The organism is Bacteroides nordii (genome assembly GCF_019930665.1).
Lineage (GTDB): Bacteria > Bacteroidota > Bacteroidia > Bacteroidales > Bacteroidaceae > Bacteroides > Bacteroides nordii.
In genome coordinates this window covers 426992-440919 of sequence record NZ_CP082886.1, presented here as the reverse complement: position 1 = coordinate 440919, position 13928 = coordinate 426992, and the positions used below count along the sequence as shown (strand labels likewise).

Here is a 13928-nt window from a genome sequence, read left to right as displayed (position 1 = left end):
CAAATTTTAAAAGTTTACATTAATCCCAAAATTAAAATTCCTCATAATAGGGTATCTGTCAATACCTCCACCCGGATTCTCCGGATCGATATAGTCAGAGTCAGAAGACTGGATAGTAAACAGATTATATCCATTAGCATATAATCTCAGCGAATTCACACCGACGAACTTGGTCCATTTTCTTGGGAATGTATAGCCTATTTCAAGATTCTTTAATCTAAGATAAGTACAGTTGTTATACCAGAAGCTCGATTCAATTCCATAATTCTGCGGATCTTGAATACGTGTACTCGGATACTTTCCGGGAATCCATTCTCCGTTAGGATCGAAAGAGTTCACATTACCCGAGGCATCTACTTTATGCCAACGATCCATAAAAATGTCCCATGCACTTCCTCCCCACTGTAACGGACTTGCATTCATTCTTGTATTAAACATGGAAGCTCCCTGGAATGACATACTCAAATCCAGTCCTTTCCACTGGCCGTTAAGTGTCAGACCGAAATTCATAATAGGAGTATTATTACGCATCAAGGGTTGCATATCCCATTCGTCAATCATACCGTCTTCATTGTAATCCACATATTTTATATCACCCGGCAAATAAGAATATTTGTTATATACTCCACCCAAAACAGGATTATTATAGATCTCATCCATACTTACAAACTGTCCGTTAGCCTGATACATCCACAGAATATTACTATTCCGGTTATTCTTATTATTGCGCCAGTTATCATATGAGTTTCCAGACGGCACACTCTCTACATACTTATTTCTATTCAAAGTATAAGTGAAGTTTCCACGAATCTGATAAGAAAGGTCTCTTACCTTACCACTATGTCCCAAGACAAGTTCAAATCCTTCCTGCATGTCCGAATTTATATTTTCTTTCGCAAAAGTTGCACCGAATGTTCCGGGCACTGAAACGATACGATTTGCCAACAATCCATCACGGTCACGGCGGAAAAGATCGAACTCAACCGTCAAAGCAGCATTCCACAAACTTAAATCTATACCTAAGTTCTTAGTCGTAGAAGTATACCAGGTTGCATTTGCATTAGGTATTTGCGGAACACCCACTCCTGGTATTAAAGAACCGTCACCCAACATATAGCTATCGTTTCCCGGATAGTTGAAAGCCATCATCCATAAATAAGGTTCCACATTATCATCTCCCATACGACCAATGGAAGCTCTCAACTTCAAATTATCAATAAAAGAGAAATTGTCTCTGATAAAACTCTCTTCGGAAATTCTCCAACCTACAGACAAAGACGGGAAGAAACCCCATTTTTTATTGTAAAATTTGGAAGAACCATCATATCTGAAACTGGCTTGTACTAAATATTTAGATAAATAATCATAATCAAAACGGCCCACCAATCCCACATTTGCATTTCTATCGGCACTCCCGTTTATTTCACGGGCATCATCAATCAATCCGGCATAAATCTGATCGACAGCATCCATTAAAGTATTCCGCTTTCCACTCAACTCAGAAGTCTGCCATTTACGGGTTTCAAACAAAAGTAAAGCTTTCACATTGTGTTTATTCTGAAACTTATTTTCATAATTTAAAGAAAGCTGCGTAGTAGGAGTAGCCGTATCACTTCTCCATTCCGTTACACTCGACATGGCTGACGTATTTGCAACCGAATAAGTACCGGTAGCTTTGTCATACTGATAAGTGCGATACTGCTTACTAAAAAGTTTAGACTTGTAAAATTTAGGATCATAAGCAACAAGAGCTTTGGCCCATAAACCTTTCACAAAAGGGATATCCCAACGAAGCGAAGCGGTAACTTGTATCTGTGTATTGCTCGTTTTACGGTATCCGGCATATTCATTTGAACTTTTTATCAATGCATTATTATCATCGTTATATTGTTTTCCCAGATAATCAGGATTACCGTTCGCATAGATTTCATAAATAGGAACCTGAGCACCAATCGATTTGAGAATATCTCCCGGATCATAAGGAGGTGCATTCTTTGTATCTATAAAACCTCCTATCTGAAACTCAGCTGTAAGCTGATCGGTAATCTGAGCCGTAATGTTTGATCTCAGATTAAAACGCTCATAATCAAGAGATTTCGATTTCCACAATCCCTCTTCCGAATAATAACCGATACTATTGAAGAACTGAATCCTATCCGTACCTCCGGAAGCGGTAAGATTAACTTGATATTGAGGAACATTCTTTCTTATAATTTCATCATACCAATTGACATTAGCATAAGGACTGCCAGAAGTTATCAAGTCTGGAGAATAAGTCGGAGTCGTTTCACCTCTATTAGCCATTGCTTCATTGTATAATTCCATATATCCATAAGCATCTACAGATTTAGGATATTTTGTGATACCCTGCATACCGTATGAAGCATTTAAATTTATTTCTGTCCGTCCCTTTGTTCCTTTACGGGTAGTTACCAAAATTACGCCATTGGCAGCACGAACACCATATACAGCTGCCGTAGCATCTTTAAGTACCGAAACCGATTCTATTTCATTGGGATCGATACGGTCGAAATTATCCCGGGGAATTCCATCGACAATAACCATCGGAGCACCCAAACCACGAATATTAAAACTATTGTCATAAGTACCGGGTTCACCCGTATTCTGCTTAATATTCAATCCCGGAATTTTACCTTGAAGTGCACTGGTTATATTCGCAGTACTGACAGTCATTATCTCTTTTCTATTGACAGAAGCTACAGAACCGGTTATCTCTTGTCTTTTTTGAGTTCCATACCCCACCACAACAACTTCTTCCAATTGCGTATTATCTTCTGTAAGAATAACAGTCAGGAAATTGCGTCCTTTAACCGGCACTTCCTTTGTTTCAAAACCTACAAAAGAAAAAACCAAGACACCTTTATCGCCATTCACATTCAAATCAAAAGCACCGTCCAAATCCGTAATTGCCCCAACAGTACTGCCCTTCAATAAGACATTTACTCCTATCAACGGCTCTCCGGATGTGTCCTTCACAATACCTTTCACCTTTTGGCTCTGAGCATTCACTATGCCAAACTGCAATAAAAGCAGAAGCATCAGTTTTAAATTAAGATGTTTCATAATTATAATAGATTTAATTCATCATTTGATTTTTATTTTCGATATAAACCTGTGAAAAGTAGTATCAGATTATTAAATACCTACTTTCCAAACTGTTTATTCGGCCGATTTCCCATTGTAAAAACTAATGTACCACCAGCCATAATATCCGCATGAGAGATATAAAGTTTATTATAAGATTGTCCGTTCAGTTCTATAGACTGTATATACTTATTCTTCGCAGAATTATTGTTTGTACGTATCTCAAAAAACTTATCTCCCGGTAGTTTTAACACTACCTTATCAAATATAGGTCTTCCGAAAACGTACATACCGTCAGACGGATTAACCGGATAAAAACCTAATGCAGAAAATACATACCAGGAAGACATCTGTCCGCAATCTTCATTACCCTGCAGCCCATCCGGCAAATCACTGTACATGTGCGATAGGATATAATCTACCTTTTCCGCTGTCTTCCATTGCTGATCAACAAAGGAATAAAGATATACTGTGTGATGCCCCGGTTCATTACCGTGCGCATACTGCCCGATCAAACCGGAAATATCCGGAGAAGCCTCATCACCCAAATCCTCATTTACCAGAAACAGACTGTCTAACTTTGAAACAAATGCTTCTTTACCTCCAAACAAGGATATCAGTCCTTCGATGTCATGAGGTACCAACCAGGTATATTGCCAGCCATTTCCTTCACAATAAGCATCATTTCGATGAGTGGAGTGTACAGGGTTAAACGGAGTTAGCCATGAACCGTCCTGATTTTTTCCTCTGAAGAAATGCGTATCTTTATCCCAATAATTCCGATAAGCTAAAGCACGTTTAGAGAAATACTCATAATCTTCCGCTTTACCCAACTTCCGGGCTACTTGTGCCACTCCCCAATCGGCAATAGCATATTCCAGACCTTTAGCAACCGACTCATTCTCTTTGTCCGCCGGAATATATTCAAGATTCGTGACATACGACAACCCTTTATAATCGGACATCATAGATGCTTTCATTGCCTGATAAGCACGCTCATAATTAAACCCTTTGACATTTTTCAATATAGCATCAGCGATCACCGGAACGGACTGGATACCGATCATCTCATTCGTATCCGAGCCATACAAATGCCATACCGGCAAACGCCCTTGTTGCTCGTAAATAGCAAGCATCGAATTGACAAAGTCGGGAACACGTTCCGGTTGTACTAATGTATACAAAGGATGAGCAGCACGATAAGTGTCCCATAAAGAGAATACTGTATAATTGGTAAAACCCGGATCACCATATATATTCTTATCAGTTCCACGATACTCCTTGTTACAGTCATTAAACATGATTGGCTGCATAAAGGCATGGTACAAGGCCGTATAGAAGATACGTTTTGCCACTGTATCAGTAGTCTCTATCTGTAACTTTGATAATTCTGTATTCCATTTATTGGTTGTTTCATCAACAATCTTCTCAAAATTCCAATCTTTTATCTCCTGCTCAATATTATCCATTGCATTTTCCATACTCACCGGAGAAATACCTACTTTCACACCTAATTCCTCTACCACAGGGGCAACAGTAACATTCCCTTTCACATCCAACCCCTGAAGACTATTTCCCACTACTTGCACAGAATCATGATACAAAGTCAAATGTACAGGTTGAGAAAAAACTGCTGTAAAATAAATCTGTTGTTTCTTCGACCATCCTGTAGAATGCCGGTGTCCTCTGATGACTGTATCATTTATCTGTTCCAGATAAGTATCGGTAGGACGATCGTCTCCGTTTGCATCTTTCAGGTTGATCATTACATATTTTTCTACGTCTTTTGGGAAAGTATATCGATGGAAAGCTACCCGATCCGATGCGGTAAGTTCTACCTTCGTACGATGAGTTTTCAAAAAAACTTCGTAATAAGCGGGTAGAGCCCGTTCGTTGTCTTTCGAATAACAGGAAGCATAACCAGACAAAGGATTTTGCTGCGTTCCCGGTTGTGTACGTACTTTACCGATGTATGGCATAAACAGAATATCCCCGGTGTCACTACAACCTGTCCCATTGAGATGAAGATGTGAAAAACCTATTACGATGGAATCGGAATAATGATATCCCGAACACCAGTCCCATCCTTTATTGATATTATTAGGACCGACCTGTACTGCTCCGAAAGGGGCGGTAACCCCCAGGAATGTATGCCCATGTCCCCCGGTTCCGATATAAGGGTCTACATAAGCCACCGGATTTATAATTTCCAGCTTGTCTGCACCAGTACACCCGAAAGCGCACATGAGAGAGCTTAATAATAAAAATTTCTGTAAATTCATTTATGCTCCTATTTATTTTCGTTAGTTAAAGAATAAGGGAAATCTTCATCATTCACTCCCCGTTGTGTATTTGGTGCATGACTCATCTCGAAATCAAGAACAGCACCGTTCATTAATTCCTCATGTTTCAACCAATTATGGTTGTATTCCTTGCCATTCATTTTTAAGGAATGTATATATCTATTTCTATTTGTGTTGTCGGGAGCATTCAAAATAACCTGTTTTCCATTTTCCAGTGTAAGAATCGCTTTTTTAAAGAGAGGGGCTCCCATTACATACTCTCCAGAGCCCGGGCATACCGGATAAAAACCTAAAGCAGAAAATATATACCAGGCAGAAGTCTGGCCGTTGTCTTCATCTCCACAATATCCGTCCGGATAAGGGGTATACAGTTTATCCATTACTTCCCTTAACCAATATTGCCCTTTCCAGGGTTGTCCGGCGTAATTATAGAGATAAATCATATGCTGAATCGGTTGGTTGCCATGTGCATAATTGCCCATATTCATAATCTGCATTTCCTTTATTTCATGAATACACTGTCCATAGTAGCTGTCGTCATAGACAGGAGGAACCACAAAAACAGAATCCAGCATAGACACAAAACTTTCCTTTCCTCCCATCAGATCGATAAGTCCCTGTACATCATGGAATACACTCCAGGTATAATGCCAACTGTTGCCTTCGGTAAAAGCGTCTCCCCATTTATACGGGCTGAAAGGAGACTGGAACGTGCCGTCTTCGTTCTTTCCACGCATCAGTTTACTATCTTTATCAAAAACGAACCGGTAGTTTTTACTTCTGTCCCGATAAAGGTCTATTTCTTCCTGTGGACGATTTAGTTTCTGCGCCAGTTTCATGATACACCAGTCATCATAAGCATATTCCAAAGTACGGGCAACATTTTCATTAATACCTACATTATAAGGCACATAACCCAATCGGTTATAATATTCATGTCCTAATCTTCCAGTTGAGGGAACCTGGGGATGTACATTGTTTGCTCCGTGCAGAACGGCTTCATACAACAGGCTGATCTCTTCTGCCTGACATCCTTTCAAATAAGCATCTACCACAACAGAGGCTGAATTATTACCCACCATACAGTGACGGTGTCCCGGGCTGGCCCATTCGGGTAAAAATCCACTTTCTTTATAAGTATTCGCCAACCCTTCCTGAATTTCTTTATTGACGGAAGGATACATCAGGTTCAAGAATGGAAACAAAGCACGGAACGTATCCCAAAAGCCGGTATCAGTATACATATATCCACTCTTCACTTCACCGTTGTAAGGACTATAATGGACAATATTTCCGGATTTATCTATTTCATAAAACTTACGTGGAAACAACAAGGAACGATATAAGCAAGAGTAGAAAGTACGAAGTTGTTCATCCGTACCACCTTCCACTCTCACTTTGTTCATTACATCATTCCAAGCATCCCGGGCTGCACCTTTTACCTCATTAAAATCCTTACTACCAATTTCCTCTAAATTCAACCAGGCCTGCTCTTCATTAATAAAAGAAGAACTCACCTTCACACCAATCTTTTCACCTTTGCTTGTCCTGAATCCTAATACAGCTCCGACATGGTTATCCTTTACCTCTTTTTTACCTTCTATAATTTTATCTCCACTCCATACTTCTGCCGTGACAAAAGGTTTATCAAATTTCATCACGAAATAATTTCTGAAATTATCCGGTACTCCTCCGCTATTTTTCGTTGTATAGCCGGTTATTGTATAGTGTTCCTCATCTATCTGAATGAAAGAGCCGTTATCAAATGCATCTACTACAATATACGAATCTTCGCTTTCCGGAAAAGTGAACATAAAGTAAGCCGAACGTTCTGTCGGGGTTATCTCTGTTTTCACATCGTGATCGGCCAGATAGACACTATAATAATAAGGTCTTGCCGTTTCAGCCTTATGAGAGAACCAACTTCCCCGCTCGTTTTGAAGAAACTTTTTAGCCCCGGTCACCGGCATCAAAGAAAACTGACCGTAATCATTAATCCACGGACTGGGCTGATGCGTTTGCTTAAATCCTTTTATCTTATCATCAGTATAGCAATAGGTCCATCCGTATCCCATATCTCCCGTTTGTGGTGTCCAGAAGTTCATTCCCCAAGGCAGTGCAATAGCCGGATAGGTATTACCTGTAGATAATGTAAATTTGGATAATGTGCCAACCAACGGATTCACATAATCAACCGGAGAAAAAGAAGCAGAATCAGTAACCACCTCTTTACTTCTGCACGATATAAGTAAAACAGATAAGAACACAATTAAAGGAACTTTTTTCATGGTATCGTTTTTATTTTTTGTTTGATGCAAAAATAGGTCGATGCAATTAACGAAACCATTAACAGAACATTAATAATCGAGGCTACAAATGCCTTTAGAGCACATTTTCGAATTGAAAACATTAACAAGACATTAACCGCTTTCCATAAGGAGGAGATACAGCGAGAGATAGGGATAAAAGTTCAAGTACGAACGATTTCACCACAGAGTAACACTGAGTCCCACAGAGTTTTTAAATCTTTATTGAAACGCAGATTTTCGCAAAGAGAAACAAATGTATAATAAAGAACTACAGTCTTTTAATCTGTGTTAATCCGCGTTTCATCAGAGAAAATAATATCTCTGTGGAACTCAGTGTTACTCTGTGGTGAGTTTAGCTCATGTCTTATCTTCAACGATTTAGTAATGGAGAATCAAAGTCATCCTCAGCTCAGACATATATGTAAGTAATTCAGCAATAAAAATCCCAGAAAAGAAACAGAATCGCAGGCTTTAATAATTGAAAATAGAGGACAAGCAACAACCTACATAAAGATTTGATTAACAAACAATTAAGAACCGCATATTTTCCTCTACGAGGAACGGGTCGTTTCTCTACGACAAACGCCCCGATCTCCGTAGAGAAACGAGGCGTTCATCGTAGAGAAACCAATCAAAGAGTCATAAGATATGACAGCAGGTATAAATATCCCAAATAGAGAGTGTTTATTTTGTAAGGAAAATACACTCCTATCAAAATAAACACTCCCTAATAACAATGATATTCTATCGCTTCGCGCTTAATCCGGCAATCTATTCACACCAATACCTTTAAAAGTCATTTCCACCGGTTTTATAAACCCATTCTCATCAAAATACATACGGTCTATACAAACCTCTCTATGATTCGGAGCTGCATCCCCCAACGGATGGCGATGATAAACAATATACCATTCATCTTTTCCGGGAATTTGAATTACCGAATGATGCCCTGCTCCTGTACCCACTTTTTCATCTTGCTGCAATATTTTTCCGATACGCTTAAAAGGACCAAATGGAGAATCTGCAATAGCATAGGCTACACTGTAATCTGAGCCGCCCCAACTACCCTCCGACCACATAAAATAATATTTATTATTCCGTTTCAGCATAAAGGGTCCTTCCACATAATTCTCAGGAGTGACAGATTTATAATACGAACCATCATCAAAAGGAACAAGACTCAATAAATCCGGACTCAACTTTACCATATTGCAATGGTGCCAACCACCATAATACATATAATAACTACCATCATCATCTTTAAAAACAAACTGATCGATAGGCTGGGCACCATTCACAATTTTATCAATCAAAGGTTTACCTAAAGCATCTTTAAAAGGACCGGCCGGATGATCGGCTATGGCTACACCAATCCCCCCATACTGTTCGTCATTCTGTATATCATTGCCTCCGAAAAACAGATAATATTTACCATTCGCCTGAACAACAGAAGGCGCCCATAAAGCAAATTCCAACCATTTTATATTTTCAATAGACAATACTTTGGGATGTTTAGTCCAATGTACCATATCTTTGGATGAAAAAGCATCCATATAGGTCTGGATATTATAAACCTGATGGATGGCCCGCGTTTCCTTTTGCAAGCCGACAAAATCTACACTATCAGCTCCGGGAGGAAGATCGGACAAAGTAGGATATATCCAATACTCATTATCAAACACGACTCCTTCCGGATCAGCATACCATCCCTCAACAATAGGATTGCCGCTAAACTCTTCTTTATTACTACATGCCACTAATAATAGCATCAACCCCAATACTGTAACAGCATTTTTCATATTTCCTTTTTTAATTAACAAGTAGCAAAAATAGCCCCTAACCGTTAACAATAATATTAATAATTCATTAACAGATCCCCCTCAGACCCAAACAAGGAGTACCTAAGCATTAACATTTTATTAATTCTCATAATCCCATGAAAGGTCATACAAAAATATAAATCTTTTTTTTGCAAATCTCATAAACCATATTACCTTTGCATAGAAACAACCGTGAGTATTATGCAAAAAACGATCCTTTTTCTACTCTTTATATTAAACCCGATACTATTTAAATCACAAAATATTTCATCCGGATTATATTTTGCTGCCCATAGTGCCATTAAAGAAGAGAGAACATCACTTATCCTGTCTCCAGAATTTAATGCATCAAAAGGCTTCACATTAGACTTCGACATTAAGTTCAGATCAGAAGAACATAATTACGGGTATGTATTCAGAATCATAGTTGATAATGAAAAAAGTTTTGACTTAATAGCTAATATCACACCGGGAAAAAAAACACTGAATCTAATAGAAGGTGACAACATCTATCTGGCTTTCGACGAAGAACTACTAAAGCAATACACATGGAATAAATGGGTACATATCCGATGTTCAATCTATCCGGACAGTCTACGGCTTGTTTTCGATAATCAAATGTTGCAAGACCGGTATAAACCTATAAATATCAAAAACGTTAAATTCTATTTCGGGTATTCCGACCATAATAAATTTCACTCTTCGGATGTCCCTCCGATGTCTATACGTAATATAAAAATTACAGACGGTAAAAATAAAACAATTGCATACTGGCCGCTGAAAGAACATCAGCCATATTCCTGTTCGGACAGTCTGCATCATATTCCGGCAACAGTAACCAACCCCACATGGGAGATAAACAAACATACCAAATGGGTAAAAGAAAAAACGTTGGAATTACCGATATATACACAAATCTGTCACGCTCCTTCAAAAGGCAATATCTATTTTGCCAATAGTTCATCTGTTCTCGTTTATTCGACCACCGATGATACATTAGATACGATTTTTTCTGCCCACGGAGCTCCATATACGGAAATAAACAACCAACTCATTTATCATCCATATTATAATGAGTTATGGTCATATGATTTTGACACCCTAAAATGGATTTCTATTTTCAATTTCAAGGACAACACATGGACGAGGAATGACCGTGAAATAAAAAATCCGGAATATTCTCAACACAATGCTTTTGTATCTCCAAATGATTCGTGTTTATATATTTTTGGCGGATACGGTAATTATCAATATAAGAACCAGATACTTAAAAAAAAACGGACGCAGGACAATTGGAAATCGGTATCGTACAGCGAAGAAATACCTCCACGTTATCTGAGCGGATCAGGTTACAAAAACAGAGACACGATACTGGTGTTCGGAGGATGTGGTAACCCACAGGGAAAACAAGAGTTAGGAATCATCAATTATTACGATCTCTATGCGATAGACATCAACACATTCAAAACAAAGAAATTGTGGACTATCCCCAACGATACAAAGAATTTCGTTATCGGTAATAATATCGTTGCAGATGAAAAAAATAATAAGCTGTACGCTTTATGTTTTCCGAATGACTGTTCAAACAGTTATATCCTGCTAAAGTCTTTCGATCTGGATAGTGGAAACAACAGTACGAACTATGCAGATACTATCCCTTTCACCTTTAACGATGTAAATTCATTCTGTACTCTCTACTACGACTCTTTGCAGTCACAACTTTATGCGGTAACCAATTATAACCACAACAATAAATCAAATATTAACGTATACTCGTTGGCTTATCCGCCATTAAAAGTAGAAGATACCCTGCAAACGGCCACAGGGCGTAAAGCCATTCTGCAACGATCATTTTTTTTTATTAGTGTCGGAGTCTGCATTATTGCAGGTATAGGCTGTATATACTTCTGTTATCGAAGAAGAAGAAAAAGAAACTTTAATCCTAACTCTCCGGTCACTACAAATACGGACCGCCTCCACGAAACAACTTCGGAAGAAGAGAATTATAAACCTAAACTAACTGTTCACAGAAAGTCATCCATTCTTTTTCTGGATGGATTCCAGGTATGGGATAAGAATGGGATAGATATTACTAAATCATTCACTCCCATTTTGAAACAACTGTTGATTCTTATCATATTATACAGCGTAAATAACAAGAAAGGAATTTCGAATGTCACTCTGCGGGAACTGCTTTGGTTTGATAAAATGGATGAAAGCGCTCAAAATAACCGACGGGTAAATATCCGGAAATTGAAACTCTTACTGGAAAAGCTGGATGGTGCCGAACTTGTGAAAGAAAGTACCTATTGGTCTGTTAAGTTTACTCAAACTTATTGCGACTATATAGAAGTATGCAATTGCATAGACAAAGTGAAAAATAACGAACCGATCACAGCAACAAATATCAATGATTTGCCTCTAAACCTACTATCCGGGCAATTATTACCCTATGTTCAAACCGACTGGTTGGATTCTTTCAAGTCTAATTATGCCAATTCCGTATTAGATACGGCAATAAGCCTATCTAAACAGGAATATATAAAGGGAAACAACGAATTATTAATTCAGATAGCCAACAGCATGTTTGCACACGACAAAACAGATGAGTATGCATTAATTCTCAAATGCCAGGCACTGTATAAAAATGGCAGAACCAGCTTGGCTAAAACAACATTCGACACATTCTGCAATGAATATAAAGCAATGTTGAATACGGATTATACGAAGACATTCAATGAAGTAATCAATTGTCAATTGTAACCTCTAAACAAGATAGAAGTTTATAATAAAAATGTATGCTCCTGTTTCGCGAAACAAAAGCATACATTCTACTAATAGGATATTCAGATTCTCTGATAAAATTTCTGTTCCTTTAAAATGAGACTCTATCTCTAAGATTCTTTTTTATGGCAAGTGTTTTTGTAATGCCTCTACCATCAATGTAATATTACTCATAAACAATTTCACAGAGATAGCCAACAGAATAATTCCAAAGAATTTGCGGATGATATAGATACCACCTTTACCCAAAAAACGTTCTACACGTCCCGTCATACTCACCACAAAATAAACCCAAATCATATTCAGTACCAACGCAATGATTATATTAATACTGGCATATTCGGCACGCAACGACAAAAGGGTAGTGAAAGCTCCGGCACCTGCTAAAAGAGGAAAGACAAGCGGAACAAGAGTAGCCTCCTTAATAGGGCCCTGATTCTTGAAAATTTCTACATCGAGAATCATCTCGAGAGACATCAGAAAAATAACAAAAGCACCGGCTACGGCAAACGACTCAATATCTACATGAAAGAGCTTTAACATCATATCACCGGCATAGAAAAAGCCTATCAACAAAGCAAACGAAATAACAGTAGCTTTCATCGCATTTACGTCTTTTCCTTTTTCTTTCAGATTGATAATGATAGGAATAGAACCAATAATATCAATTACAGCAAACAGTACGATAAACGCACTAATCATCTGTTGAAAATTAAATTCTGTAAACATCGCTCCTCCTTTTTTTCTGCAAAGATAATCTATTTTTATGCATTTTACAATATTTTTTTTCTTGAATCAGTACGTTCAATTAAGAAATAATAAAAAAAACAAAAAGAGAAGCGAAATGATCACAGTAAGCTCTGATTATAACTACATTTGTTTCAAATTAGAAGATTATACTTGTATGGAAACGATGTTTAACACTTTGTTGCAATTGCCTTTATTTCAAGGACTTTGCCACGAAGATTTCACAAATATACTGGAGAAGGTAAAATTGCATTTCACCAAGCATAAAGCCGGAGAAGTGATTGTAAAAAGCGGTACTCCTTGCAATCAGTTGATTTTCCTACTGAAAGGAGAACTTTCTTTGCAAACCACCTCCAAAGATGATTTATTTACTTTTATCGAACACATGGAAGCACCTTATGTGATTGAACCTTATGCCTTGTTTGGTATGAACGTAAACTACGCTTCATCTTACATAGCTCATACGGAGTCACACACCATAAGCATCAGCAAAGCATTTGTTCTTTCCGGTCTGCTCAAATATGAGATATTCCGTCTCAACTACATGAATTTCATCAGCAACCGGGCTCAAAATCTCTACGGTCGTTTGTGGGATGAAGCATATACGGATATAGAAGATAAGATTATTCATTTCATACTAGTCCATGCGGAAAGGATTCAGGGAGAGAAAATCATGAAAATAAAAATGGATGATTTTGCCCGCTGTGTAGATGATACACGATTAAATGTATCCAGAGTTCTGAATTCCTTGCAGGAACAGAAGTTATTGGAACTGCATAGAAAAGAAATTATCATTCCGGATGCTGCATTATTGGCGGAATGGAATGAAAAAAGAAAATAACGGCTAAAAAAGTGGCCTC

General features: G+C 38.1%; 7 protein-coding genes. 2 read left to right on the top strand and 5 right to left on the bottom strand.

Annotation, left to right across the window (positions count from 1 at the left end; genetic code table 11):
• Positions 1 to 6: 6 nt before the first annotated feature.
• From K8P02_RS01630 to K8P02_RS01615, 4 genes are all read right to left on the bottom strand, one after another.
• On the bottom strand, positions 7 to 3084 hold the full coding sequence (locus K8P02_RS01630; protein ID WP_025866493.1) for a SusC/RagA family TonB-linked outer membrane protein: 3078 nt from the start codon (positions 3082 to 3084) through the stop codon (positions 7 to 9).
• 80 nt (positions 3085 to 3164) lie between these two features.
• The gene (locus K8P02_RS01625) at positions 3165 to 5387 is read right to left on the bottom strand and encodes a GH92 family glycosyl hydrolase (protein WP_025866494.1); all 2223 of its coding nucleotides are present in this window, start codon (positions 5385 to 5387) and stop codon (positions 3165 to 3167) included.
• 8 nt (positions 5388 to 5395) lie between these two features.
• Complete coding sequence (locus K8P02_RS01620) at positions 5396 to 7696, bottom strand: GH92 family glycosyl hydrolase (protein ID WP_223381907.1); 2301 nt, start codon at positions 7694 to 7696, stop codon at positions 5396 to 5398.
• Positions 7697 to 8475: 779 nt separating this feature from the next.
• Positions 8476 to 9516 (bottom strand): glycoside hydrolase family 43 protein, encoded by a 1041-nt coding sequence (locus K8P02_RS01615; protein WP_025866495.1) that lies wholly within the window; start codon positions 9514 to 9516, stop codon positions 8476 to 8478.
• A gap of 222 nt (positions 9517 to 9738) precedes the next feature.
• Between K8P02_RS01615 and K8P02_RS01610 the strand changes: the two genes are divergently transcribed.
• A complete protein-coding gene (locus tag K8P02_RS01610) occupies positions 9739 to 12300 on the top strand; it encodes a hypothetical protein (protein WP_025866496.1) in 2562 nt (853 codons plus the stop codon).
• Positions 12301 to 12444: 144 nt separating this feature from the next.
• Here the strand turns inward: K8P02_RS01610 and K8P02_RS01605 are convergent, their stop codons facing one another.
• Positions 12445 to 13050 (bottom strand): MarC family protein, encoded by a 606-nt coding sequence (locus K8P02_RS01605; RefSeq protein WP_007484289.1) that lies wholly within the window; start codon positions 13048 to 13050, stop codon positions 12445 to 12447.
• A gap of 175 nt (positions 13051 to 13225) precedes the next feature.
• Between K8P02_RS01605 and K8P02_RS01600 the strand changes: the two genes are divergently transcribed.
• Positions 13226 to 13909, top strand: coding sequence for a Crp/Fnr family transcriptional regulator (locus K8P02_RS01600; RefSeq protein ID WP_025866497.1), 684 nt, complete (start codon positions 13226 to 13228; stop codon positions 13907 to 13909).
• The last annotated feature ends 19 nt before the right edge of the window (positions 13910 to 13928 follow it).